This window comes from Streptomyces sp. BK239 (genome assembly GCF_004217285.1).
Classification (GTDB): Bacteria; Actinomycetota; Actinomycetes; order Streptomycetales; family Streptomycetaceae; genus Streptomyces.
The window spans coordinates 890,046-916,045 of sequence record NZ_SHKS01000002.1 but is presented as its reverse complement, the minus strand read 5'-3'; the positions used below and the strand labels follow the sequence as shown (position 1 = coordinate 916,045).

At 71.5% G+C, this 26,000-nt stretch carries 13 protein-coding genes, 1 tRNA gene, 1 rRNA gene and 2 pseudogenes; 13 read left to right on the top strand and 4 right to left on the bottom strand.

Annotated elements, in window-relative coordinates; all coding sequences use genetic code 11:
• From rrf to EV567_RS09885, 3 genes are all read left to right on the top strand, one after another.
• Positions 1 to 85: ribosomal RNA gene (gene rrf / locus EV567_RS09895) — 5S ribosomal RNA — on the top strand; the annotation flags it as partial.
• A 99-nt stretch (positions 86 to 184) separates the two neighbouring features.
• Entirely contained in the window at positions 185 to 862 is a 678-nt protein-coding gene (locus tag EV567_RS09890; RefSeq protein WP_130438274.1) for a DegT/DnrJ/EryC1/StrS aminotransferase family protein, read from the top strand.
• Positions 863 to 937: 75 nt separating this feature from the next.
• A tRNA-Thr gene (locus tag EV567_RS09885) sits at positions 938 to 1,013 on the top strand.
• 59 nt (positions 1,014 to 1,072) lie between these two features.
• Here the strand turns inward: EV567_RS09885 and EV567_RS09880 are convergent.
• Entirely contained in the window at positions 1,073 to 3,814 is a 2,742-nt protein-coding gene (locus EV567_RS09880) for a SpoIIE family protein phosphatase (RefSeq protein WP_130438273.1), read from the bottom strand.
• Positions 3,815 to 4,143: 329 nt separating this feature from the next.
• On the opposite strand from EV567_RS09880, the gene EV567_RS09870 reads away from it, so the two are divergent.
• The 9 genes and pseudogenes from EV567_RS09870 to EV567_RS28590 form a co-directional block, all read left to right on the top strand.
• Positions 4,144 to 9,609: a HAMP domain-containing protein gene (locus tag EV567_RS09870; protein WP_130438272.1), complete on the top strand. Its 5,466-nt coding sequence runs from the start codon at positions 4,144 to 4,146 to the stop codon at positions 9,607 to 9,609.
• 244 nt (positions 9,610 to 9,853) lie between these two features.
• Positions 9,854 to 10,534, top strand: coding sequence for a two-component system response regulator (locus tag EV567_RS09865; protein ID WP_130438271.1), 681 nt, complete (start codon positions 9,854 to 9,856; stop codon positions 10,532 to 10,534).
• Positions 10,535 to 10,667: 133 nt separating this feature from the next.
• Positions 10,668 to 13,415 (top strand): DNA translocase FtsK, encoded by a 2,748-nt coding sequence (locus EV567_RS09860; protein ID WP_130438270.1) that lies wholly within the window; start codon positions 10,668 to 10,670, stop codon positions 13,413 to 13,415.
• A 256-nt stretch (positions 13,416 to 13,671) separates the two neighbouring features.
• Entirely contained in the window at positions 13,672 to 14,505 is an 834-nt protein-coding gene (locus EV567_RS09855) for a helix-turn-helix domain-containing protein (RefSeq protein ID WP_130438269.1), read from the top strand.
• Positions 14,506 to 14,591: 86 nt separating this feature from the next.
• Positions 14,592 to 16,061: a 30S ribosomal protein S12 methylthiotransferase RimO gene (gene rimO, locus EV567_RS09850; RefSeq protein WP_130438268.1), complete on the top strand. Its 1,470-nt coding sequence runs from the start codon at positions 14,592 to 14,594 to the stop codon at positions 16,059 to 16,061.
• Positions 16,058 to 16,846 (top strand): CDP-diacylglycerol--glycerol-3-phosphate 3-phosphatidyltransferase, encoded by a 789-nt coding sequence (pgsA, locus tag EV567_RS09845; protein WP_130438267.1) that lies wholly within the window; start codon positions 16,058 to 16,060, stop codon positions 16,844 to 16,846. The genes rimO and pgsA overlap by 4 nt, the downstream gene beginning before the upstream one ends.
• Positions 16,843 to 17,388, top strand: coding sequence for a CinA family protein (locus EV567_RS09840; RefSeq protein WP_130438266.1), 546 nt, complete (start codon positions 16,843 to 16,845; stop codon positions 17,386 to 17,388). Before pgsA ends, EV567_RS09840 begins: the two co-directional genes overlap by 4 nt.
• A gap of 109 nt (positions 17,389 to 17,497) precedes the next feature.
• On the top strand, positions 17,498 to 17,878 hold the full coding sequence (locus EV567_RS09835) for a helix-turn-helix domain-containing protein (RefSeq protein ID WP_030825954.1): 381 nt from the start codon (positions 17,498 to 17,500) through the stop codon (positions 17,876 to 17,878).
• A 291-nt stretch (positions 17,879 to 18,169) separates the two neighbouring features.
• Positions 18,170 to 18,382: pseudogene (locus EV567_RS28590) on the top strand (hypothetical protein); the annotation flags it as partial.
• A 97-nt stretch (positions 18,383 to 18,479) separates the two neighbouring features.
• Here EV567_RS28590 and EV567_RS09825 read toward each other — a convergent pair.
• The 3 genes from EV567_RS09825 to EV567_RS09815 are packed head-to-tail and all read right to left on the bottom strand — an operon-like array spanning position 18,480 to position 25,126.
• Positions 18,480 to 19,244, bottom strand: a complete 765-nt coding sequence (locus EV567_RS09825) for an SDR family NAD(P)-dependent oxidoreductase (RefSeq protein WP_130438264.1) — start codon at positions 19,242 to 19,244, stop codon at positions 18,480 to 18,482.
• 32 nt (positions 19,245 to 19,276) lie between these two features.
• Positions 19,277 to 20,119 (bottom strand): Fpg/Nei family DNA glycosylase, encoded by an 843-nt coding sequence (locus EV567_RS09820; RefSeq protein ID WP_130438263.1) that lies wholly within the window; start codon positions 20,117 to 20,119, stop codon positions 19,277 to 19,279.
• 42 nt (positions 20,120 to 20,161) lie between these two features.
• A complete protein-coding gene (locus tag EV567_RS09815) occupies positions 20,162 to 25,126 on the bottom strand; it encodes an ATP-dependent helicase (RefSeq protein WP_130438262.1) in 4,965 nt (1,654 codons plus the stop codon).
• Here EV567_RS09815 and EV567_RS09810 point away from each other — a divergent pair.
• Positions 25,014 to 25,976 (top strand): annotated as a pseudogene (locus EV567_RS09810) (AraC family ligand binding domain-containing protein); the annotation flags it as partial. The gene EV567_RS09815 and the pseudogene EV567_RS09810 sit on opposite strands and share 113 nt — an antisense overlap.
• Between the last annotated feature and the right edge of the window lie 24 nt (positions 25,977 to 26,000).

The following is a 26,000-nucleotide window of genomic DNA, read 5'->3' as shown; positions in this document are numbered from 1 at the left end:
TTACATTCCGAACCCGGAAGCTAAGCCTCACAGCGCCGATGGTACTGCAGGGGGGACCCTGTGGGAGAGTAGGACGCCGCCGAACAATCATTCAAAGGGTTGGGCCCTGAACTTCGGTTCAGGGCCCAACCCTTTTTTGTTTTCCGTCACTTGACGTTCACGCTGCGCGTCCAGCATCCAGCACATGGGAACTGCTGCACTCCTCAGGGCCGCGGGCGTCGGAGTCGGTGACGAGGTCATCGTGCCGGCCTTCGGGAACGTCGACATAGCCGAAGCGGTGACCCGGGCGGGTGCGCTGCCCGTCTTCGCGGACATCGACCCCAGGACGTACTGCCTGGACCCGGCCGCCGTCGAAGCGGTCATGACCGCGCGGACCACGGCCGTCGTCGTCGTGCACCGCTTCGGTCGGCCGGCCGAACTCGTGCGGTTGCACGAACTGGGGCGCAGACACGAGCTGTTGGTGCTCGAAAGAGGAGAGACCGAGACGTCGTACGACGAGGTGGCGCAGCGCAGGGAGCGGGCCGCCTACCTCGACGCACGGCTGCGGGGAGTGCGGACGCCGGACCACGCGGACGGGCACGCCTACCAGCAGTACGTGGTGCGGGTGCCGGGCAACGGCCGGCCCGACCGGGACGCGTTCGCCAGGGCCCTGCGGGCACGGGGAGTGGACTGCCGTGTGCCGGTGAAGACTCCCCTGCACCGACTGCCCGAGTTCCGGCGCTGCGTCACACTGCCTCAGACCGAGTCGGCCGCCGACGAGACCCTCTCTCTGCCCGTTGACGCCTCGCTCACCAGAAGGGACATGCAACGCGTGGTGTCCGCCTGCAACGCGCTCGGCGGACTGCTTCAACCCGCCTTCTGAACGAGTTTGGGAACACCGGCAAGTTCGGGGTACGATCTGTTCTGTTGCCGCGAGGGAAACCTCGAAAAGTGACCAGCCCCCTTAGCTCAGTCGGCAGAGCGTCTCCATGGTAAGGAGAAGGTCAACGGTTCGATTCCGTTAGGGGGCTCCACAAAAGAAGGCCTCCGCCCTTTAGGGCGGGGGCCTTCTTCTTGTTCTGCGTGCCTTTTCTCAGGCCACGCGCATCGCGAGAATCGCCATGTCGTCGGACGGGGCGTCCGAAGCGAAGCGCTCCACCGCGCGCATGATGCGGGCCGCGACCGCGCCGGCGGTCAGGCCCGTGCAGGTGGTGAGAACGTCGGCGAGGCCGTCGTCACCCAGCATGCGCGTGCCCTCGCGGCGCTCGGTGACGCCGTCCGTGACACAGAGCAGGACATCGCCCGGATCGAGGGTCACCGTCTGCTCGTAGAGCTCCAGGTCCTCCATGACGCCGAGCAGAGGCTGCGGTTCGGCGGCCGGCTCGACAGTGCCGTCCTGGCGCAGACGCAGGGGGAGGGGATGGCCGGCGCAGACCACCTTCAGCTCGGCGCTGCCGTCGTCCTGCGGGCGCATCTCGCCGTAGAGGAGGGTGAGGAAGCGGCTGCGGGCCCCCTCGTCGAGGATCGCCGAGTTCAGGCGCTCCAGGACCGCCGGGCCGCTGAGACCCTCCCGGGCCAGCAGGCGCAGGGCGTGGCGGGCCAGACCGGTCACCGCCGCCGCGTTGGGGCCGGTGCCGCAGACGTCGCCGATCGCGAAGCCGTACGCGCCGTCGCTGATCGGGAAGAGGTCGTAGAAGTCGCCGCCGACCTCGTTGCCCTCGCCGGCCGCGCGGTAGATGACCTCCACCTCGACGCCGTCGATCTCCGGGAGTTCCGGGGGGAGCAGGCTGCGCTGGAGGGCCTGGCTGATGGCGGTGCGCTCGGAGTAGAGGCGGGCGTTGTCGAGGGCGAGGGCGGCGCGGCGGCTCAGGTCCTCCGCCAGTTCGAGGATTTCCTGGCGGAAGTGCTCGTCGGTGGGCTTGCCGAGGGTGAGCATGCCGATGACGCGGTTGCGGGCGACGAGAGGGAGGACGACGGTCTCGCCGCCGACCGCAGAAGCCGTGGCCAGCGTGGGGCCGATGCCCGACGTGACCTGCTGGTGGGCCGGGCCGCCGGACAGGCCGAGGCTGCGCATGGAGCTGCGCAGCGCCGCCTCGTGCGCGGCCTCGCCGGGGGCGGACCAGACCCGGGCGCCCGGGGTGGGGACGGGATCCGGCGGGGAGACCTTCGAGAGCAACGACTTGATGCCGTCGATGAGTTCCTCGTCCTCGTGCAGGACGTAGGACAGGTAGGGGTCGGAGGCCTGGTCGGCGATCGTGTAGACGGCGCACCAGGTGGCCAGGGTCGGGACCGTCATCTGGGCCATCAGGGCGAGGGTCTGGTCGCGGTCGAGGGTGCCGGCCAGGAGGTCGGAGGCCTCGACGAGGAAGCTGAGCGAGCCCCGGCGCAGGCGTTCCAGTTCGCCGAGGCGGGCCGACTCGACGGCCAGCGCGATACGGTCCGCGGCGAACTGCAGCCGCAGGGCCTCCTCGTTGGAGTATCTGCCGGGGCCTTCGGCGGCGACGCCGAGGGAGCCGGTGAGGCGGCCCTCGACCTTCAGCGGGACCGTGACCACCGAGCGCATGCCCGTGCCGCTGAGCAGGGGCACGGCTCCGGGGACGGAGAGGAGGTCCTCGTGGACGGCCGGCATGCGGGCGGAGCCGTAGCGGCCGGGGCCCGCTTCGACGGGCACGCGCGCGAAGCGCTGGCGGGCGGAGGGCAGGCCGGTGGAGGCGCGGACCTCCAACTCCGTCTCGTCGTCGGTGGCGAGCAGGAGGAAGGCGGAGTCGCCGTCGAGCATGTCGCGGGCGCGTTCGACCGTGCGCTGGAGGAGGCCGTCGAGGTCGTCCGGGGCCGGGGAGCCGATGAACACCTCGAAGGGGTCGGAGCTCGACCCGTCGGCGTTGGACGTCGCGTCGGAGGCGGGGAGGCGCAACGGGGTCTGCAGCACCGCGCGTTCGTGGTCGCGGACGAGGAGGCAGACGGTGGAGGGGTCGCCCTCGGTGTCGCGGACGCGCAGGTGCGAGGCGTAGACGGGGATGACGCGGCCGTCGGCGGCGCGGATGCCGTAGCTGCCCTCCCAGCGGGAGAGTTGCAGCGCCTCGACGATGCCGGTGCTGGTTCCGGGGGTGTGGGGCCAGGCGGCGAGGTCGGTGAGGGGTTTGCCGGTGACCTGGTCGGCGGGGTAGCCGAAGAGTTCCTCCGCGTCCTCGTTCCAGGCGGAGATGGCGCCTGTGCGGTCGATCTGGACGACGGCGACGCGGACCCGGCTGTCGGTGAGGGGGAGGAGTTCGGAGGGGAGGCAGGGGCCTGCGGCCCGGGTGCCCACGGGGCGGTCGGGAAGATCGAGCTGGAACCAGACCTGCTTGTGGGTCGGTGTGTAGTCGACGCCCCAGCGGCCGGCGATCGCCGCGCACAGCTGGAGGCCTCGGCCGCCTTCGCGGTCGGGGCTGCCCATGGTGGCGGGGGAGCCCTGGAGGGGGATCTCGCGCTCGGGATAGCGGTCGGAGACCTCCACGCGGATGCCGTCCTCGGTGCGCAGGCACAGGACGTCGGCGTGGGTGCCCGCGTGGACGACGGCGTTGGTCACCAGTTCGCTGGTGAGGACCACCGCGTCGTCGACGATGTCGGCGAATCCCCAGCCCTGGAGCGTGTCGCGGACGAACGAGCGGGCGGTGGCGACGGATCGCCCGACGGGCTCGAAACTGGCGGCCGCGCGCGCGGTGATCACAGAACTCCTCGGCCGGTTGTCGACGTGCAGGGCTGCCCGGGTGTCCGGCTCGTGCCGCTGCTGCGGCAGCGTGCCCGTCGGCCGGGGGTCCGGGGGCTGCGCCCCCGGGATCAGTCCGGTGGTCATGTGTGCGGCCGCCCCTCCGATGCCCGCTCGATCTCGTGCCACCGCCCAGACCGGACGGACCGGTGCGGCTGGACAGCCGCATGCAAGGTTACTTACCTTCCCCGTCCGTACGGATGCCGGTCGCCGGTGTTTCCGCCTCCGGCGTGTGCGGACCGTGTGCGAAGCTGCCGAACTGTTATGGCCTGGTTCGGTGAGGGTGAAACACTGGGCAAGCTTCTTGTGAAGGTCCGGGCAGACTGGGTGTCTTGTGTGTACGGCGGGCAGCAGCCCCCTCGGGCCTGCCTGGTTACATCGGGCAGTAAGACGGTCGATCCCTGCGGGAGGGACAAGTGGAGTCTGGCGCAGCGACGCGGGGCACGAAAGCGCGCGCGAAAGGCGGACAGTCCCTGAACAGGCCGCGCACACCGCGGACGGGTACCACCGAGGTGGACACGGCGGCCCTGCACAGGTTGCTGGGGGCGTTGGTGTCCATGCGGGACGGGAACTTCCGCAAGCGGCTCACGGTGTCCGGGGACGGCGTGATGTCGGAGATCGCGGCGGTCTTCAACGAGGTGGCCGACCGCAATCTCCACCTCACGGGTGAGCTGGCGCGGGTGCGGCGCGTGGTGGGACGTGAGGGGAAGCTCACGGAGCGGCTGGAGACGGGCGCCTCCGAGGGGTCCTGGGCGACGGCCATCGACAACTCGAACGCGCTGGTGGACGACCTGGTGCGGCCTGTCTCGGAGGTCGGGCGGGTGCTGTCGGCGGTGGCCGAGGGTGATCTGTCGCCGCGTATGGAGCTGCGGGCGCACACCTCGGAGGGCGCCGGGCATCCGTTGCGGGGTGAGTTCCTGAAGGTCGGGCGGACCGTCAACAACCTGGTGGACCAGTTGTCGACGTTCACCGACGAGGTCACCCGTGTGGCCAGCGAGGTGGGCACCGAGGGCAAGCTGGGCGGTCAGGCCCAGGTGCGCGGTATGTCCGGTTCGTGGAAGGACCTCACGGAGTCCGTCAACACGATGGCGGAGCGGTTGACGGCGCAGGTGCGGGACATCGCGCTGGTGACGACGGCGGTGGCCAAGGGCGATCTGTCACGCAAGGTCACCGTGCACGTCGAAGGCGAGATGCTGGAGCTGAAGAAGACCGTCAACACGATGGTCGACCAGCTGTCGGCTTTCTCGTCCGAGGTGACGCGGGTGGCCCGTGAGGTGGGCACCGAGGGCATCCTGGGCGGTCAGGCGCAGGTGTCCGGCGTCGACGGTGTGTGGAAAGAACTGACGGATTCCGTGAACACCATGGCCGGCAACCTCACGGCTCAGGTGCGGGGGATCGCCGAGGTGACGACGGCGGTCGCGAACGGCGACCTGTCGCAGAAGGTGACGGTGTCGGCGCGTGGCGAGGTCGCGCAGCTCGCCGACACGATCAACCAGATGACGGAGACGCTGCGGACGTTCGCGGACGAGGTCACGCGAGTGGCCAACGAGGTGGGGGCCGAGGGGCGGCTCGGCGGGCAGGCGAACGTGCCGGGCGCTGCGGGGACGTGGAAGGACCTGACGGACTCCGTCAACACGGTGTTCCGGAATCTGACCACACAGGTGAGGGACATCGCCGCGGTGACGACGGCGGTGGCCAACGGCGACCTGTCGCAGAAGGTCACCGTGGACGTGGCCGGCGAGATGCTGGAGCTGAAGAACACCGTCAACGGGATGGTGGACCAGCTGTCCGCGTTCGGCGCCGAGGTGACGCGCGTGGCGCGGGAGATCGGTGTCGAGGGCGAGCTGGGCGGCCAGGCGCAGGTGTCGGGTGCGGCGGGGACGTGGAAGGACCTGACGGACTCCGTCAACACGGCGTTCCGCAACCTCACCGGGCAGGTGAGGAACATCGCCCAGGTGACGACGGCGGTGGCCAACGGCGACCTGTCGCAGAAGGTCACCGTGGACGTGTCCGGTGAGATGGCTCAGCTGAAGAACACCGTGAACACGATGGTGGACCAGTTGTCGTCGTTCGCCGACCAGGTGACGCGGATGGCCCGGGACGTGGGCACGGAGGGGCGGCTCGGCGGTCAGGCCCGCGTGGACGGGGTGTCGGGGACGTGGAAGGAGCTCACGGACTCCGTCAACTTCATGGCCGGCAACCTCACCTCCCAGGTGCGGCAGATCGCTCAGGTGACGACGGCGGTGGCCCGCGGTGACCTGTCGCAGAAGATCGACGTGGACGCGCGCGGGGAGATCCTGGAGCTGAAGAACACCATCAACACGATGGTGGACCAGCTGTCGGCCTTCGCCGACCAGGTGACCCGGGTGGCGCGCGAGGTGGGCACGGAGGGCCGCCTCGGCGGTCAGGCGCAGGTCCCCGGTGTGGCCGGGGTGTGGCGTGACCTGACGGACTCCGTGAACGGCATGGCGTCCAACCTGACCGGTCAGGTGCGCAACATCGCCCAGGTGGCCACGGCGGTGGCCCGGGGTGACCTCTCCCAGAAGATCACCGTGGACGCGCGCGGGGAGATCCTGGAGCTGAAGAACACGCTGAACACGATGGTGGACCAGCTGTCGTCGTTCGCCGAGGAGGTCACGCGGGTGGCCCGTGAGGTGGGCACGGAGGGCATCCTCGGCGGTCAGGCCGAGGTGCAGGGTGTCTCCGGCACCTGGAAGGACCTCACGCAGTCGGTGAACTTCATGGCGAACAACCTGACGATCCAGGTGCGCAACATCGCCGAGGTCACCACGGCGGTCGCCAAGGGCGACCTGTCGAAGAAGATCACTGTCGACGCCAAGGGCGAGATCCTCGAGCTGGTGACGACCGTCAACACGATGGTGGACCAGCTGTCGTCGTTCGCCGAGCAGGTGACGCGGGTGGCCCGTGAGGTGGGCACCGAGGGCATCCTGGGCGGTCAGGCGCATGTGCCCGGCGTGGTGGGCATCTGGAAGGACCTGAGCGACAACGTCAACCTGATGGCGAAGAACCTGACCATGCAGGTGCGCAACATCTCCCAGGTCGCGGCGGCCGTCGCCAACGGCGATCTGACGCGGACGGTGACGATCGAGGCGCGCGGTGAGGTGCAGCAGCTCGCCGACACCTTCAACACGATGGTGAAGACGCTGAGTTCGTTCGCCGAGCAGGTCACCAAGGTGGCCCGTGAGGTGGGCACGGACGGCATCCTGGGCGGTCAGGCGCACGTGCCGGGTGTGGCGGGCACGTGGAAGGACCTCACCGACTCGGTGAACGGGATGGCGTCCAACCTGACGGGTCAGGTGCGCAACATCGCGATGGTGACGACGGCCATCGCCAAGGGCGACCTGACGAAGAAGATCGACATCGACGCGCGCGGGGAGATCCTCGAGCTGAAGACGACCATCAACACGATGGTCGACCAGCTGTCGTCCTTCGCGGAGGAGGTCACGAGGGTGGCCCGCGAGGTGGGCACCGAGGGGCAGCTCGGCGGTCAGGCACGCGTGCGGGACGTCGACGGGACGTGGCGCGACCTCACCGAGTCGGTGAACGAGATGGCCGGGAACCTGACCCGGCAGGTGCGTGCCATCGCGCGCGTGGCGACCGCGGTGACCCGTGGTGACCTGAACCTGAAGATCGACGTGGACGCGTCCGGGGAGATCCAGGAGCTTCAGGACTACATCAACAAGATGATCGCCAACCTGCGTGACACCACGATCGCCAACAAGGAGCAGGACTGGCTCAAGGGCAACCTCGCGCGCGTGTCGGCCCTGATGCAGGGGCGGCGCGATCTGGAGGACGTGGCTTCGCTGATCATGAGTGAGCTGCCGCCGCTGGTGGCCGCGCAGCACGGCGCGTTCTTCCTGGCGATGCCGTCGGGCGACGGCGGCGGCGACCAGTACGAGCTGCGGATGCTGGGGTCGTACGGGTACTCGATGGGCTCCATGCCGAGTTCGTTCCGGCCGGGTGAGGCGCTGGTGGGGACGGCCGCCGAGGAGAAGCGGACGATTCTCGTCGAGAACGCCCCGAGCGGCTATCTGAAGATCTCCTCCGGGCTCGGCGAGGCGCCGCCCGCGCAGGTGATCGTGCTTCCGGTGCTGTTCGAGGGCCAGGTGCTCGGTGTGATCGAGCTGGCGTCGTTCACGCCGTTCACGCAGATCCAGAAGGACTTCCTCAACCAGCTCGCCGAGATGATCGCGACCAGCGTCAACACCATCTCCGTCAACACCAAGACGGAGCAGCTGCTGAAGCAGTCGCAGGAGCTGACCGAGCAACTTCGTGAGCGCTCGGCGGAGTTGGAGCAGCGGCAGAAGGCCCTCCAGGCGTCCAACGCCGAACTGGAGGAGAAGGCCGAGCTGCTGGCCCGGCAGAACCGGGACATCGAGGTGAAGAACACCGAGATCGAGGAGGCGCGTCAGGTCCTGGAGGAGCGCGCCGAGCAGCTCGCGGTGTCGATGCGCTACAAGAGCGAGTTCCTCGCCAACATGTCGCACGAGCTGCGCACGCCGCTCAACTCGCTGCTGATCCTGGCCAAGCTGCTCGCGGACAACGCGGACACCAACCTGACGCCGAAGCAGGTCGAGTTCGCCGAGACGATCCACGGGGCGGGCTCGGACCTGCTGCAGCTGATCAACGACATCCTCGACCTGTCGAAGGTGGAGGCGGGCAAGATGGACGTCTCCCCGACGCGGATCGCGCTGGTCCAGCTCGTCGACTACGTGGAGGCGACCTTCCGTCCGCTGACGGCGGAGAAGGGCCTGGACCTGTCGGTGCGGGTGTCGCCGGAGCTGCCGGCGACGCTGCACACGGACGAGCAGCGGCTGTTGCAGGTGCTGCGCAACCTGTTGTCGAACGCGGTGAAGTTCACCGACTCCGGGTCGGTGGAGCTGGTCATCCGGCCGGCCGGCGGGGATGTTCCGGTGGCGATCCGGGAGCAGTTGCTGGAGGCGGGGTCGCTGACCGACGCGGACGCGCCGCTGATCGCGTTCTCGGTGACGGACACCGGCATCGGGATCGCCGGCGGCAAGATGCGGGTGATCTTCGAGGCGTTCAAGCAGGCGGACGGCACGACCAGCCGCAAGTACGGCGGTACGGGTCTGGGGCTGTCCATCTCGCGGGAGATCGCGCAGCTGCTCGGCGGCGAGATCTACGCGCAGAGTGAGCCCGGCCGTGGGTCGACGTTCACGCTGTACCTGCCGCTGCACCCGAGCGAGTTGCCGCCGCAGGGCTACCAGCAGGTGGTGCCCGCGCTGGAGGCGGGCGACCTGGTGGCGTCGGAGAACCGGCCTGCGGAGCCCGCGGAGCTGTCCGACGCTGAGGTCGAGACGCCGGCGGAGGTGAAGTCGTACCAGGAGACGCAGAACGGGGCGGCGGCGCTGTTCCGGCGCCGGCGCCGGACGGTGGCGGGCGGCGAGCCGCAGGTCGGACGGCCCGAGCAGTGGGCGCCCGTGGGGCAGGAGGCGACACGGCACACGCACCGGGGCATCCGGTTCGGCGGTGAGAAGGTGCTGATCGTCGACGACGACATCCGCAACGTGTTCGCGTTGACCAGTGTGCTGGAGCAGCACGGTCTGTCGGTGCTGTACGCGGAGAACGGCCGTGAGGGCATCGAGGTGCTGGAACAGCACGACGATGTGGCGGTCGTGCTGATGGACATCATGATGCCGGAGATGGACGGGTACGCGACGACCACGGCGATCCGGCGGATGCCGCAGTTCTCCGGGCTGCCGATCGTCGCGCTGACCGCGAAGGCGATGAAGGGCGACCGGGAGAAGGCGATCGAGTCGGGCGCCTCGGACTACGTCACCAAGCCGGTCGATCCCGATCACCTGCTGTCGGTGATGGAGCAGTGGATGCGGGAGGAGTGACGGGAACCATGCGGCGGCGCGAGAAGTTGCTGACTCAGGGTGTCCGAAGTCGTGTAGCGGGGCGGGATTCGGGGAACCTTCTGGTCTCGTGCCGCGTTCCTGCTACGTGCTGAGTGACATCACGGTGACAGGGTGTGGCGACGGTCGGGGTGCAGCTACCATGACCGGCACAAGGAAGGGCGGCGCAAAGGAGTCGTCCCCAGGGGCGGCGCCCGGTGCACTGCCGGGGCGAGGAGGGCGGGCCATGGTGCAGAAGGCCAAGATCCTCCTGGTCGATGACCGGCCGGAGAATCTGCTGGCGCTGGAGGCGATCCTCTCGGCGCTCGATCAGACGCTGGTGCGGGCATCGTCCGGGGAAGAGGCGCTCAAAGCACTGCTGACGGACGACTTCGCGGTCATTCTGCTGGACGTGCAGATGCCGGGAATGGACGGTTTCGAGACGGCCGCGCACATCAAACGCCGGGAGCGGACGCGGGACATCCCGATCATCTTCCTCACGGCGATCAACCACGGTCCCCATCACACCTTCCGCGGGTACGCGGCGGGCGCGGTGGACTACATCTCCAAGCCGTTCGACCCGTGGGTGCTGCGGGCGAAGGTGTCCGTGTTCGTCGAGCTGTACATGAAGAACTGCCAGCTGCGGGAGCAGGCGGCGCTGCTGCGGCTCCAGTTGGAGGGCGGTGGCAAGCCGGCCGTGGGCGGCAAGGAGTCGGCGGGGCTGCTCGCCGAGCTGTCCGCGCGGCTCGCGGCGGTCGAGGAGCAGGCCGAGGCGCTGTCCAAGCAGCTCGACGACGAGTCGGCGGACGCGGCGGCGGTGGCCACGGCGGCGCACCTGGAGCGCAAACTCACCGGTCTGCGCCGGGCGCTGGACGCGCTGGAGCCGGGCACGGGCAGCGGCACGGCGTCGGTGCCGTCGCAGAGCTGACCGGAACTGACGCGTGCCGCGCCGGGAGTTGCGCGTGAGCGGGCGTCAGTTTCCCGCCTTCGCCGGGGCGACACGAACGGGTGAAGCGGTGGCCACACGTGTCGCCTTCCGTCTCCACCGGTAATCTCACACCATGGCCTCACGTCCCTCCGCAGCCAAGAAGCAGCCCGCCAGGAAGGCGGCCGCTCCCGCTAAGGCTCCGGCGAAGAAGGCCGCCGCGAAGAAGCCTCCGGCCAAGCGGGCGCCCGCGAAGAAGGCGCCCGTCAGGAAGGCCGTGGCGAAGAAGCCGGCGCCCAAGCCGGCGCCCAGTCCCACGGGGGGCGTGTACCGGCTGGTGCGCGCCCTGTGGCTGGGCCTGGCGCACGCCGTGGGCGCGGTGTTCCGCGGGATAGGGACCGGCGCCAGGAACCTCGACCCCGCCCACCGCAAGGACGGCGTCGCCCTGCTGCTGCTCGGCGTCGCGCTGATCGTCGCCGCGGGCACCTGGGCGGATCTGCGCGGCCCGGTCGGCGACCTCGTCGAGATCCTGGTGACGGGCTCCTTCGGGCGTCTGGACCTGCTCGCGCCGATCCTGTTCGCGGTCATCGCGGTCCGTCTCATCCGGCACCCGGAGCAGCCCGAGGCCAACGGCCGCATCGTCATCGGCCTGTCCGCGCTGGTCATCGGCGTGCTCGGCCAGGTCCACATCGCGTGCGGCGCGCCCGCCCGCAGCGACGGCATGCAGGCCATAAGGGACTCCGGCGGCCTCATCGGCTGGGGTGCGGCCACCCCGCTGACGTACGCCATGGGCGACGTACTCGCCGTACCGCTGCTCGTGCTGCTCACCGTCTTCGGGCTGCTGGTCGTCACCGCCACGCCCGTCAACGCCATCCCGCAGCGGCTGCGGCAGCTCGGCGTGCGCCTGGGCGTGCTGCACGACCCCGCAGGCTACGACGAGTACGGCGACCTCACGGACGACGAGCGCTACGACGACCAGTGGCGCGAGGCGCTTCCCGCGCGCTCCCGCGGTCGCGCGGGCGCCCCGCAGGCGTACGACGCCGACGCAGCCGAGGAGGAGGCGCTCGGCCGGCGGCGGGGCCGCCCCCGGCGTTCGGCGGTGCCGCAGCCGGCGATGGACCGGCAGCTCGACGCCGTGGACATCGCCGCGGCCGCGGCGGCCGACCTCGACGGCGCCGTCCTGCACGGCATGCCGCCCTCCCGGACCGTCGCCGACCTCACGCAGGGCGTGCGGACGAGCGAGCGCGAACCCACCACGCCGACGCCCGTCCCCCCGCCCGCCGCGCCGGTCGCGCGCACCGGGCGGAGCGGCAAGGAAACGTCGGGGCCGGTCCCCGACCTGACCAAGGCGGCTCCCGAACCGCCGCGCGACCTGCCTTCGCGCGCCGAGCAGCTCCAGCTGTCCGGGGACATCACCTACGCCCTTCCCGCGCTCGACCTCCTCACCCGCGGGGGGCCAGGCAAGGCGCGCAGCGCGGCCAACGACGCCATAGTGGCCGCGTTGACGACCGTGTTCACCGAGTTCAAGGTCGACGCGGCCGTCACCGGCTTCACCCGCGGCCCGACGGTCACGCGCTACGAGGTCGAGCTCGGCCCCGCCGTCAAGGTCGAGCGGATCACCGCGCTGACGAAGAACATCGCGTACGCCGTCGCCAGCCCCGACGTGCGGATCATCTCGCCGATCCCCGGCAAGTCCGCCGTCGGCATCGAGATCCCCAACACCGACCGCGAGATGGTCAACCTCGGCGACGTGCTGCGGCTCGCGGAGTCCGCGGAGGACGACGACCCGATGCTGGTCGCCTTCGGCAAGGACGTCGAAGGCGGCTACGTCATGCACTCGCTGGCGAAGATGCCGCACATGCTGGTCGCCGGCGCCACCGGGTCCGGCAAGTCGTCCTGCATCAACTGCCTGATCACGTCGATCATGATGCGGGCCACCCCGGAGGACGTCCGGATGATCCTCGTCGACCCCAAGCGGGTCGAACTGACCGCCTACGAGGGCATCCCGCACCTGATCACGCCGATCATCACCAACCCCAAGCGGGCCGCCGAGGCGCTCCAGTGGGTCGTACGCGAGATGGACCTCAGGTACGACGACCTGGCTGCGTACGGCTTCCGGCACATCGACGACTTCAACCGCGCGGTGCGCGAGGGCAAGGTCAAGCCGCCCGAGGGCAGCGAGCGCGAGCTCCAGCCGTACCCCTACCTGCTGGTGATCGTCGACGAGCTCGCGGACCTGATGATGGTCGCCCCGCGCGACGTCGAGGACGCGATCGTGCGGATCACCCAGCTCGCGCGCGCGGCCGGCATCCACCTGGTGCTCGCCACCCAGCGGCCCTCCGTCGACGTCGTCACCGGTCTGATCAAGGCGAACGTGCCCTCCCGGCTCGCCTTCGCCACCTCCTCGCTCGCCGACTCGCGGGTCATCCTCGACCAGCCCGGCGCGGAGAAGCTCATCGGCAAGGGCGACGGGCTGTTCCTGCCGATGGGGGCCAGCAAGCCGACTCGTATGCAGGGCGCGTTCGTCACCGAGGCCGAGGTCGCGGCCGTCGTGCAGCACTGCAAGGACCAGATGGCGCCGGTCTTCCGGGACGACGTCACCGTCGGCTCCAAGCAGAAGAAGGAGATCGACGAGGACATCGGCGACGACCTGGACCTGCTGTGCCAGGCCGCCGAGCTGGTGGTGTCCACGCAGTTCGGATCGACGTCCATGCTCCAGCGCAAGCTGCGCGTCGGCTTCGCCAAGGCCGGCCGGCTGATGGACCTGATGGAGTCGCGCAACATCGTCGGGCCGAGCGAAGGATCGAAAGCACGTGACGTTCTTGTGAAACCCGACGAGTTGGACGGCGTGCTCGCGGTGATCCGTGGGGAGTCTGAAGGGTAGGCGTTTCCCCGCGGGGAGGGAGGCCGTCCGTGACTGAGCCGTTAGCGAGCGACGCGCAACCGTTTCCCTTCGGGGTACGTCAAGTTGAGCGAGACAGGCGAGGGTTCCGAGCTCGGGGTTCACGTCTGGCCCGTCATCGGCGTGTCCGGCCATTCCGATGGCGTACAAAGTGCTACCGCCCGGTTGCCCCTCCCTTTCGCACCCCCCCTACACTGAACCTCCAGCACAGGCGGCTACACGCTCGAAAGGCGCCCCCGTGTCCATCGGCAACTCCCCTGACGACGAGCGTCCGTTCGAAGACGTCTCCGAGGAAGCCCGCCCCTCCATCGGCCGAACCCTGCGACAGGCGCGCGTCGCCGCCGGCCTGACCGTCGACGACGTCAGCACCGCCACCCGGGTCCGGATCGCCATCGTGCGCGCCATCGAGGCGGACGACTTCGCCCCCTGCGGCGGTGACGTCTACGCGCGCGGGCACATCCGCAGCCTCGCGCGCGCCGTGCGCCTGGATCCCGCCCCGCTGATGGAGCAGTTCGACGCCCTGTACGGCGGCCGTCCGGCGCCCACCCCGGCCGCCCCCCTGTTCGAGGCGGAACGTATCCGCCCCGAGCGGCGCGGCCCGAACTGGACCGCCGCCATGGTCGCCGCGATCGTCGCGGTGATCGGCTTCGTCGGCTTCACCGCGTTCAAGGGCGGCGACGACGGGATCAAGGACGTCGCCGACGGCACCGCCCCGTCCAGCAGCGCCCCCGCCACCCCCACCACCAAGTCGGACAAGCCCGCCCCCGTCAAGCCCGCCCCCTCCGACAGCGCCATCGCCGCCGCGCCCCAGGACAAGGTGACCGTCCAGGTCAGCGCCACCGACGGCAAGAGCTGGATCTACGCCAAGGACCACAACGGCCGGATGCTGTTCGACGGGCTGCTCAAGAAGGGCCAGTCCAAGACCTTCCAGGACAGCGAGAAGATCAACCTGGTCCTCGGCGACGCCGGCGCGATCCAGCTGTACGTCAACGGCAAGAAGATCGAGGACGACTTCCAGCCCGGCGCGGTGGAGCGGCTCACGTACACGAAGGGCGATCCGCAGGCCGGCTGAGCGGTGAGACGCGCGCGTACGGGGTCGGCGCACATCGCCAACCCCGTCGGCCGGGGCTGTCAGCCGGACGAAGTAGTCTTGAGCCCATGCCTGAACGCCGTACCGTCGCACTCGTCACCCTTGGCTGCGCCCGTAACGAGGTGGACTCGGAGGAGCTCGCAGGCCGTTTGGAGGCGGACGGCTGGCAACTCGTGGAGGACGCCGAGGACGCGGACGTCGCCGTCGTCAACACCTGCGGCTTCGTCGACGCCGCCAAGAAGGACTCCGTCGACGCCCTGCTGGAGGCCAACGACCTCAAGGGGCACGGCAGAACCCAGGCCGTCGTGGCCGTGGGCTGCATGGCCGAGCGGTACGGCAAGGACCTCGCCGAGGCCCTGCCCGAGGCCGACGGCGTGCTCGGATTCGACGACTACGCCGACATCTCCGACCGCCTCCAGACCATCCTGAGCGGCGGCGTCCACGCCGCCCACACCCCCCGCGATCGGCGCAAGCTGCTGCCGATCAGCCCGGCCGAGCGGCAGTCCGCCCCGGATGTCGCCCTGCCGGGGCACGGCGCACCGGCCGACCTGCCCGAGGGCGTCGCCCCGGTCTCCGGGCCGCGCGCGCCCCTGCGCCGCCGTCTCGACGGCAGCCCCGTCGCCTCGGTCAAGCTCGCCTCCGGCTGCGACCGGCGCTGCACCTTCTGCGCCATCCCGTCCTTCCGCGGCTCCTTCATCTCGCGCCGCCCGAGCGACGTGCTGAACGAGACGCGCTGGCTGGCCGAGCAGGGCGTCAAGGAGATCATGCTGGTCTCCGAGAACAACACCTCCTACGGCAAGGACCTCGGTGACATCCGCCTGCTGGAGTCCCTGCTGCCCGAGCTCGCCGACGTCGACGGCATCGAGCGGGTGCGGGTCAGCTACCTCCAGCCCGCCGAGATGCGGCCCGGCCTGATCGACGTGCTGACCTCCACCCCGAAGGTCGCCCCGTACTTCGACCTGTCCTTCCAGCACTCCGCGCCCGGCGTGCTGCGCGCGATGCGCCGCTTCGGCGACACCGACCGCTTCCTGGAACTGCTCGACACCATCCGCGCCAAGGCGCCCCAGGCCGGTGTGCGCTCCAACTTCATCGTCGGCTTCCCCGGCGAGTCAGAGGCCGACCTCGCGGAGCTGGAGCGGTTCCTGAACCACGCGCGGCTGGACGCCATCGGCGTCTTCGGCTACTCCGACGAGGAGGGCACCGAGGCCGCCACGTACGAGAACAAGCTCGACGAGGACGTCGTCGCCGAGCGGCTCGCCCGGGTGTCCCGGCTCGCCGAGGAACTCGTCTCGCAGCGGGCCGAGGAGCGGGTCGGGGAGACCGTGCGCGTGCTCGTGGAGTCGATGGACGACGAGGGCGTCCACGGCCGGGGCGAGCACCAGGCGCCGGAGACCGACGGCCAGGTGCTGCTCACGTCGGGCGAGGGACTGGCAGTCGGCCGTATGGTCGAGGCGAAGGTGGTCGGCACGGAAGGCGTCGACCTGGTGGCCGAGCCGCTCGCGGGCTCGATCGGGTGTAGTGAGGAGGCAGCCAGATGACGGGTGTCCCGGCGTCGGCGGCAGGAGGCCCCTCGCAGGCGAAGGGGCCGGCCGCGAGGCCCGCCTCCGCTCCCGTGGCCATGGGCGCGGACGGCCCGGCCGCGGAGGTCGGCGCCGACGTGACCGGCGCCGCCCCCGACGAGCAAGGCACCCTGCGGCCCGCGCGCGGGGGCAAACTGGCCGCTGCGGCCGTCAACCAGGCGAGCGTCTGGAACATCGCCAACATGCTGACGATGCTCCGGCTGCTCCTGGTGCCCGGCTTCGTCGCCCTGATGCTCGCCGACGGCGGCTACGACCCGGCCTGGCGGTCTCTCGCCTGGGCCGCCTTCGCCATCGCCATGATCACCGATTTGTTCGACGGGCACCTGGCGCGGACCTACAACCTCGTCACCGACTTCGGGAAGATCGCCGATCCCATCGCCGACAAGGCCATCATGGGGGCGGCCCTGATCTGCCTGTCCGCCCTCGGCGACCTGCCCTGGTGGGTCACGGGCGTGATCCTCGGGCGGGAACTCGGCATCACCCTGATGCGTTTCCTCGTCATCCGGTACGGCGTGATCCCGGCCAGCCGGGGCGGAAAGCTCAAGACGCTCACCCAGGGCGTGGCCGTCGGGATGTACGTGCTGGCGCTGACGGGATGGCTGGCCACCCTCAGATTCTGGGTGATGGGCGCCGCTGTCGTGCTGACCGTGGTGACCGGCCTCGACTACGTCCGGCAGGCCGTCGTGCTGCGCCGGCAGGGCATCGCCGAGCGCAAGGCGGCACTGGAGGAGACGCAGCGTTGAGTTCCCCGGCCGCCGAAGTCGTGCGACTACTCACCGTGAGGGGTGAGACGCTCGCCGTGGCCGAATCGCTCACCGGTGGACTGGTCGCGGCGGAGATCACCGAGGTCCCCGGCGCCTCCCGGGCCTTCCGCGGATCGGTCACCGCCTACGCGACCGGTCTCAAGCAGCAACTGCTCGGCGTCGACGCCGGCCTCCTGGCCGCCCGCGGAGCCGTGGACCCGCAGGTCGCGGCCCAGATGGCGGCCGGGGTGCGCAAGGCCCTGGGCGCCGACTGGGGCATCGCCACCACCGGCGTGGCCGGCCCCGACCCCCAGGACGGCCGGCCCGTCGGCACGGTCTTCGTGGCGGTGGACGGGCCGTTCGGGGCGGGACCTGGTTCTGCCTCTGGCGGAAAAGTGGAGGCGCTGCGGTTGAACGGCAGCCGTGCGGAAATTCGTAGAGAGAGTGTACGGAGCGTACTCACAGTGCTTCTGAGGGCGCTTGCGGACGAACAGACCGGGAACGAGCGGGCACAGGATACGGAACAGAACGGGGGGTTTTGATGTTTGCAGCCCTGAGTGAACACGACATCGCTCCCCGCACGGCCGCAGCGCGAGGCGGTACGGTGGGGCGTGAAGGATGCGGCTACGCGGTCCGAGGAGGGAGCCACCGATGATTCTGCTCCGTCGCCTGCTGGGTGACGTGCTGCGTCGGCAGCGCCAGCGCCAGGGCCGTACTCTGCGCGAAGTCTCCTCGTCCGCCCGAGTCTCACTCGGCTATCTCTCCGAGGTGGAGCGGGGGCAGAAGGAGGCTTCCTCCGAGCTGCTGTCCGCCATCTGCGACGCGCTGGACGTACGGATGTCCGAGCTCATGCGGGAAGTGAGCGACGAGCTCGCCCTCGCCGAGCTGGCCCAGTCTGCCGCCGCCACCCCCAGCGAGTCCGTGCCCACGCCGGTCCGCCCGATGCTGGGTTCCGTGTCGGTGACCGGTGTGCCACCGGAGCGGGTGACCATCAAGGCGCCCGCCGAAGCGGTGGACGTGGTCGCCGCCTGACCTGCCTGTCCGGGCGGCGGGGCGCACGACGAGCAAGACACAGGACGACGACATTGTGGAGGCCCCGGCCGGGGTGCTCCGGGGCGACCCGGGGAGTGCGGTCGGGGTTTTTGCATGCCCGGGGGCGGTCCACCGTTCGGTGTGCGGGGGACGGGTCCGTTTGCCGGGGTCGGGCGCGGCGGTCATCGTGGAGGGGCTGGACGGGGGAGTGGCTGTGCGGGCCTGACCACCGGAGGTGCCGATGAGCGACGTCGTGAAGTGTTCCCGTCCCTGCCGGGCGGAGTCTGCGTGATAGCCCGGCGCGGGGTCGCTCTGGGGCTGGGGGCGCTGTGGTGGTGGGCCGTGCTGAGGCTCGCGGTCAGCCCGGACGCGGGAGTGGCCGAAGGGGCCGTCGTCGCCGGCGGGTGGGGGCTGAGCCTGCTGCCGGTGCACTGCGCGGCCAAGGGGCGGGTGGTGGGCGCGGTGGCTGTGGGGCGGTGGAAGGATGCCTGGCGGGGGGTGCGGAGAGGTGGGTGCGGGCAGGGGAGGCGGTGTCGCGGAGTCTCGCTCGCTACCCCGGTTGCGGGCATCCGTCGTACGGGGCGGCTCGTCGTGCGGGCGGCTACCAGGGCATCGCGACCCCGCCGTTCGGGCGGAGGATCTGGCCCGTCGTGAAGGACGACGCGTCCGAGGCCAGGTGCAGTACGGCGTGGGCGATCTCGTCGGGTTCGCCGACCCGGCCCAGCGGTGACATACGCGACATGAGCGCCTCCGTGCGCTCCTGTGCGCCGGGGTCATGGCGGTCGGTCATGGGTGTGCGGATCCACCCCGGGGCGACGGCGTTGACGCGGATGCCGTGTCGGCCGACCTCGGTCGCCAGGGTCTTGGTGAGCTGGACCACGGCGGCCTTGGCTGCGCCGTAGCACAGGAGCCCGGGGCCGCCGGTGTCCACGGCGCCCGAGGCCATGGTGACGATGCTGCCCCTCGTGCCGGTCGAGATCATCAGGCGAGCGGCTTCCTGACAGGCGTACAGCACGCCCTTGAAGTTGACGTCGAACACCCGGTCGAGATCCTCCTCGCGGGTGTCCAGGACGGGACTGCTGTGCATGATCCCGGCGACGGCGGCCATGACGTCCAGGCGCTCGCAGGACTCGACCGCCTGCCGGACCTGGGCGCGCTCGGTGACGTCGAGGAGGTGGGTGCGGGCGATGCCGCCCCGGTCCTTGACGAGGGCCGCCGTCTCGTGCAGGCCCGTGGCGTCGCGGTCCGCGCCGTGGACGAGCGCGCCGGCCTCGGCGAGCAGCACGGCACAGGCCCGGCCGATGCCACTGGCGGCGCCGGTGACGAATGCGGTGCGTCCGGTGAGGTCGTACGCCTTCACGGCCATGAGGGGACCGTACGAGAGCTTCTGACGGGTCGTCAATTACCGGTGCGAGGGCGGATACGGCGGGCAGCCGGAGATCCCGGGGCCGGGGCGGGGCCGGGCTGGCAGGTGGGGCACCAGTACGTCGGACGCTCGCGGGAGCCGTCGCCCTGGTCGGCGAGGCGGACGGGAGTTCCGCAGCGCAGGCAGGGGCGGTGCGCGCGGCCGTAGACGAAGAGGTCCTGGCCGCGCCGGCCGGTCGTGGCGCGGACGGGGCGGTCGCGGTTGACCTCGAGGAGCCGCTTGGCCAGGGCGGGCAGCTTCGCGGCGCGGTCGGCGGGGAGCGCGCCCGCGGGAAGCCAGGGGCTGACGCCTAGGAGAAAGCAGAGCTCGCACTTGTAGACATTGCCGATGCCGGCGAGGTTGCGCTGGTCGAGGAGGGCCTCGCCGAGGGGACGGCCGGGGTCGGCGAGAACGTTGGCGAGCGCCCGCTCGGGGTCCCAGTCGGGACCCAGCAGGTCCGGGCCGAGGTGCCCCACCGCCCGCTCCTCGTCGGCGGTACGCAGGAGTTCCAGGACGGGGAGGCGGTAGCCGACGGCTGTCCGGTCCTCGGTACCGAGGATCGCGCGGATCTGGTGCCCCGGGCCGCCGGTCCAGCGCTGGTCGTTCGTGTACACCCGCCAGGAGCCGTCCATGCGCAGGTGCGAGTGGAGCGTCAGGCCGCCCTCGACGCGGGTGAGGAGGTGCTTGCCGCGCGCGGTGACGTCCAGAACAGTGCGTCCGGTGAGGTCGGCGGTGGCGTGCTTCGGCACCCGCAGGTCGGAGCGGGTCAGCGTCTTGCCGGCGAGGGCCCCGTGCAGTCGCCGCGCGGTCTGCCAGACCGTGTCACCTTCGGGCATGGGTCAAGGGTGGCACGGGGAGAGGGGCTGCGGGGCTGTTCGTCATGCCCGTAGCCGCAGTCCCCGGGGGGTCGCGATGAAGCCCGCTTGCTCCAGGAGGGCGCCCAGGGGGGAGGTCAGCGCCGAGGCGCCGTTGACGCGCTCCACTGTGACCGTGCCGAGGGAGCCCGCGCGGGCGGCCTCGGCCAGGGCTTGCGCCGCCGCCTGCAGACGGGGGTCGTCGGCCGGGGAGTCCTGGCCTTCGGCGGTGGTCGGCCAGGCCAGCAGGGTCTTGCCGCCGCGCTCCATGTAGAGGGTCAGCTCGCCCTCGACGAGAACCACCAGGGAGCCCGCCTTGCGGCCCGGCTTGTGCCCGGCGCCGGTCGGCGGCTCGGGCCAGGACAGGGCGGCGCCGTAGGCGTTCGCGGGGTCGGCCGCCGCGAGAACCACCGCACGGGAAGCGGGCGAGGGCGTACGCCGACCGCGGTCGGCGAAGCCGGAGGCCCGCTGGGCGGAGTGGCGGGATCCGGATCCGTAGGGCGCGCCGTACGGGGGCCCGGAGCCGCCTCTGGGGCCGCCCGCGCCGGGGGAGTCGAAGTCGTGCGGCGAGACGAGGTCGTCCGGCGAGGTGGACGTGACCCAGGGGCCGGAGGAATCGTCCGGGCCGAGCAGCTCCCACCCGGGATCGTCGGACGGGGAGGCGTCGGGGAAGGCGAAGCCGTCGGTCGTCCCGGCGACGCCGCCGGAAGCGCCGGACCCGAGTGGGGGGCCGGGCAGGGTCTCGCCGCGGTCGCGGGCGTTGGCCACCGCGCGGACGCGGTCCACGGCGCCGTCCATGGCGAACTGCGCGGCCCCCAGGCCTTCCACGACGTATCCACGCCGGGCCTGGCCGCTGTCCTCGAAGGCGGACAGAACCCGGTACGTCGCCGAGAAGCCGCCCTCGACGCCCTCGGCGGCGACCGCGCCACGGGTGACCACTCCGTGCCGGTCGAGGAGTGTGCGGGCGAGGGCGTGGGCGCGGACCGTGGGGTCCTCCTCCTGCGCCGGGAAAAGCGACCAGCGGCCTCCGACGGTCGGGGGGCCGCTGCGGGACGCGGCACGCGCGGCGGCCGTCAGCGAGCCGTACCGTCCTCGGGGGACGGCGCGTTTGGCGCGGTGCGCCGTGGAGCCGGCGGTGCGGCCCGAGCCCAGGAGGGCGCGCATCGGCGCCAGGGTGTCGTTGGTGAGCCGGCCGGACCAGGCGAGATCCCAGAGAGTGTCGGCGAGTTGGGGGTCGGTGACCTCGGGGTGGCCGCTCGCGCGGACCTGGTCGGCGATCTGACGGAAGAACAGGCCGTAGCCGCCCGAGAGGGCGTCCAGGACACGGCGGTGCAACTCCGTCAGCTCCAGCGGGTGGGGCGGCGGCAGGAGCAGCGGGGCCGCGTCCGTCAGATACAGCGAGACCCAGCCGTCCTTGCCGGGCAGGGACCCGGCCCCGGCCCACACCACCTCGCCGGAGGCGGTGAGTTCGTCGAGCATCGCCGGGGTGTAGTCCGTCACCCGGGACGGCAGCACCAGCTTCTCCAGGGCGGACGCGGGCACCGACGCGCCCTGGAGCTGTTCGACCGCGCGGACCAGACCGTCGACTCCGCGCAGTGCGTGGCCCTTGCCGATGTGCTGCCACTGGGGGAGGAACTGGGCGAAGGCCGGGGGCGGGACCGGTTCCAGCTCGTGCCGCAGGGCGGCCAGGGAGCGCCGGCGCAGCCTGCGCAGCACGGTCGCGTCGCACCACTCCTGGCCGATGCCCGCGGGGTGGAACTCGCCCTGGACGACGCGTCCGCCGGCCGCGAGCCGCTGGAGCGCGCCCTCGGTGACCGCCACGCCCAGACCGAAGCGGGCGGCGGCTGTGGCCGAGGTGAACGGGCCGTGGGTGCGGGCGTAGCGGGCGAGGAGGTCGCCGAGGGGGTCCTTCACCGGCTCGGTGAAGGCCTCCGGGACGCCGACCGGCAGGGCGGTGCCCAACGCGTCGCGCAGCCGGCCCGCGTCCTCGATGGTCGCCCAGTGGTCCGCGCCGGCGATGCGGACCCTGATCGCCCGGCGGGCGGACGCCAGTTCCTCGGCCCACGCGGGGTCGGCGCCGCGTTCGGCCAGTTCGGCTCCGGTGAGCGGGCCGAGCAGGCGCAGGATGTCCGCGACGCCTTCGGCGTCCTTCACACGACGGTCCTCGGTGAGCCACTGCAACTCCCGCTCCAGCTCGGTGAGGACCTCCGCGTCGAGCAGTTCGCGCAGCTCGGCCTGGCCGAGCAGTTCGGCCAGCAGACGCGAGTCCAGGGAGAGCGCGGCGGCGCGGCGCTCGGCGAGCGGGGAGTCGCCCTCGTAGAGGAACTGGGCGACGTAGCCGAAGAGGAGGGAGCGGGCGAAGGGGGACGGCTCGGGGGTGGTGACCTCGACCAGGCGCACCCTGCGCGACTCCAGGTCGCCCATCAGCTCCACGAGGCCCGGGACGTCGAAGACGTCCTGGAGGCACTCGCGGACCGCCTCCAGGACGATCGGGAACGAGCCGAACTCGCTCGCCACCTGAAGCAGTTGGGCGGCGCGCTGACGCTGCTGCCACAGCGGTGTGCGCTTGCCCGGGTTGCGGCGCGGCAGCAGCAACGCGCGGGCGGCGCACTCACGGAACCGGGCGGCGAACAGCGCCGAGCCGCCGACCTGGTCGGTGACGATCTGGTCGACCTCGCCCTTGTCGAAGACGACGTCCGCCGCGCCGACGGGCGCCTGCTCGGCGTCGTATTCGGAGCCGGCCCTTGTGGGCTCCCGGTCGAGGAGGTCCAGGCTCATCAGGTCGGCGTCCGGCAGGCGCAGCACGATGCCGTCGTCGGCGTGCATCACCTGGGCGTCCATGCCGTACCGCTCGGACAGCTTGGCGCCGAGAGCGAGCGCCCAGGGGGCGTGCACCTGGGCGCCGAAGGGCGAGTGCACGACGACGCGCCAGTCGCCGAGTTCGTCGCGGAAGCGTTCGACGACGATGGTCCGGTCGTCCGGCACATGGCCGCAGGCCTGGCGTTGCTCGTCCAGGTAGGACAGCACGTTGTCGGCGGCCCAGGCGTCCAGGCCCGCGGTGAGCAGACGGAGCCGGGCGTCCTCCTCGGGCAGGGAGCCGACCTCGCGCAGGAACGCGCCCACCGCGCGGCCGAGTTCGAGCGGCCGGCCCAGCTGGTCGCCCTTCCAGAACGGGAGCCGGCCCGGGACGCCGGGCGCGGGCGAGACCAGGACGCGGTCGCGGGTGATGTCCTCGATGCGCCAGGAGCTCGTGCCGAGTGTGAAGACGTCGCCCACCCGGGACTCGTAGACCATCTCCTCGTCGAGCTCCCCGACGCGGCCGCCGCCCTTCTTGGGGTCGGCTCCGGCCAGGAAGACGCCGAACAGGCCCCGGTCGGGGATCGTGCCCCCGGAGGTCACGGCCAGGCGCTGGGCGCCGGGGCGGCCGGTGATCGTGCCGGCGACCCGGTCCCACACCACGCGCGGGCGCAGCTCGGCGAACGCGTCGGACGGGTAGCGGCCGGCGAGCATGTCGAGGACCGCCGTGAAGGCGGACTCCGGGAGGGAGGCGAAGGGCGCGGCCCGGCGGACCAGGGTGAGCAGGTCGTCGAACTGCCAGGTGTCCATGGACGTCATCGCGACGAGCTGCTGGGCGAGCACGTCCAGGGGGTTCGCCGGGACCTTGAGGGACTCGATGCCGCCCGTGCGCATCCGCTCGGTGACCACCGCGGCCTGGACCAGGTCGCCGCGGTACTTGGGGAAGACCACACCGGTCGACACGGCTCCGACCTGGTGGCCCGCGCGGCCCACGCGCTGCAGCCCGGACGCCACCGAGGGCGGGGACTCCACCTGGACGACCAGGTCGACGGCGCCCATGTCGATGCCCAGTTCCAGGCTGGAGGTGGCGACCACGGCGGGCAGACGGCCGGCTTTCAGGTCCTCCTCGACGAGCGCGCGCTGTTCCTTGGACACCGAGCCGTGGTGGGCGCGCGCGAGGACGGGCGGCGCGCCCTGCGCCGCGCCCGAGCCGCCCATCAGCTCGGCCGGCGCGTGGTGCTCGTCGAGCGGTTCGCCGGTGGCCCGTTCGTAGGCGATCTCGTTGAGGCGGTTGCACAGGCGCTCGGCGAGCCGGCGGGAGTTCGCGAACACGATCGTGGAGCGGTGGGCCTGGACGAGGTCGGCGATGCGTTCCTCGACGTGCGGCCAGATCGACGGGCGTTCCGCGCCCTCGGAGCCGTCGGCGACCGGGGAGCCGCCCAGCTCGGCCAGGTCCTCGACCGGGACCACCACGGACAGGTCGAACTCCTTGCCCGACTCGGGCTGGACGATCTCCACCTTGCGGCGCGGGGACAGATAGCGGGCCACCTCGTCGACCGGGCGGACCGTCGCCGAGAGGCCGATCCGGCGGGCCGGCGCCGGCAGGAGCTCGTCGAGCCGCTCCAGGGAGAGGGCGAGGTGGGCGCCGCGCTTGGTGCCGGCCACGGCGTGGACCTCGTCCAAGATGACCGTCTCCACGCCGGTCAGCGCGTCGCGCGTGGCCGACGTCAGCATCAGGAACAACGACTCCGGAGTGGTGATCAGGATGTCCGGCGGGCGGGTGGACAGCGCGCGGCGCTCGGCGGCGGGCGTGTCCCCGGAGCGGATGCCGACCTTGATCTCCGGTTCGGGCAGTCCCAGCCGCACGGATTCCTGGCGGATGCCGGTGAGCGGGCTGCGCAGATTGCGTTCGACGTCGACCGCGAGGGCCTTGAGCGGTGACACGTACAGGACGCGGCAGCGCTTCCTCGGGTCGGCCGGCGGGGGCGTCGAGGCCAGCTGGTCCAGGGCCGCGAGGAACGCGGCCAGGGTCTTGCCGGACCCGGTCGGAGCCACCACCAGCACATCCGAGCCCTCGCCGATGGCCTGCCACGCGCCCGCCTGGGCCGCGGTGGGCGCGGAGAAGGCGCCCGTGAACCAGCCGCGGGTCGCGGGGGAGAAGCCGTCCATGGCTCGGTGTGCGTCGCTGACCATGCGTCCATCCTGCACCCGAGCACTGACAACGGCGCCGACCTGCGGCCCGTCCCGCCGCCCGGATCCCGTCGGGCGGCGGGCGGTCGCGCAGAATGGGGGTATGGCGGGTTCCGGAGAGGTGGCGCGGCACTGGCGGTACGCGGAGTTGCCCGAGGTGGACCTGCTCCGTGCCCGCTATGTCCGCAAGACGTTCGTCCGGCACACCCACGAGCACTTCGTCATCGCCGCCATCGCCGACGGGGTCGAGGTGTTCCATCACCGAGGAAGCGACCAGTACGCCGGAGCCGGCGCGCTCGCGCTGGTCAACCCGGACACCCCGCACACCGGGCGGGCCGGTGTGCCCGAGGGCTGGCGGTACGGAGCGGTGTATCCGTCACCGGAGGTGGTGGCGGCGATCGCGGCCGAGACGACGACGCTGAAGGGCGCGCCGGGGTTCGTGAGCCCGGTGCTCGACGACCCGTACGCCGCGGCGCTGGTGCACCGGGTGCTGCGGGCCGCCGACGAGGGTGACGCGCTGGCCGCCGACACGCTGCTGCGGGTGGCCGTGACCCGGCTGCTGCGGCTCAACGGCGGACCGGCGCCGCAGCGGGCGGTGCGCACGGCCGGAGGGCGGATCGCCGCACGCGCGCGTGCCGTGCTGGAGGAGCGGATGACCGGCCCGCCCACCCTGGAACACCTCGCGCAGGATCTCGGGACCAGCCCCTTCGCCCTGCTGAGGGCGTTCCGGGACGCCTACGGGATGCCGCCGCACACCTGGCTGACGGACGCCCGGGTCCGTCGGGCGAGGCGGCTGCTGGACACCGGGATCCCGCCCGCGGAGGCGGCCGTGGCCGTCGGGTTCACCGACCAGCCCCACCTCAACCGGCACTTCACA

Coding starts and splice junctions, on each gene's coding strand:
- EV567_RS09890 (WP_130438274.1), top strand. CDS start 185: ATGGGAACTGCTGCACTCCTCAGGGCCGCGGGCGTCGGAGTCGGTGAC.
- EV567_RS09880 (WP_130438273.1), bottom strand. CDS start 3,814: ATGACCACCGGACTGATCCCGGGGGCGCAGCCCCCGGACCCCCGGCCG.
- EV567_RS09865 (WP_130438271.1), top strand. CDS start 9,854: ATGGTGCAGAAGGCCAAGATCCTCCTGGTCGATGACCGGCCGGAGAAT.
- EV567_RS09860 (WP_130438270.1), top strand. CDS start 10,668: ATGGCCTCACGTCCCTCCGCAGCCAAGAAGCAGCCCGCCAGGAAGGCG.
- rimO (WP_130438268.1), top strand. CDS start 14,592: ATGCCTGAACGCCGTACCGTCGCACTCGTCACCCTTGGCTGCGCCCGT.
- pgsA (WP_130438267.1), top strand. CDS start 16,058: ATGACGGGTGTCCCGGCGTCGGCGGCAGGAGGCCCCTCGCAGGCGAAG.
- EV567_RS09835 (WP_030825954.1), top strand. CDS start 17,498: ATGATTCTGCTCCGTCGCCTGCTGGGTGACGTGCTGCGTCGGCAGCGC.
- EV567_RS09825 (WP_130438264.1), bottom strand. CDS start 19,244: ATGGCCGTGAAGGCGTACGACCTCACCGGACGCACCGCATTCGTCACC.
- EV567_RS09820 (WP_130438263.1), bottom strand. CDS start 20,119: ATGCCCGAAGGTGACACGGTCTGGCAGACCGCGCGGCGACTGCACGGG.
- EV567_RS09815 (WP_130438262.1), bottom strand. CDS start 25,126: ATGGTCAGCGACGCACACCGAGCCATGGACGGCTTCTCCCCCGCGACC.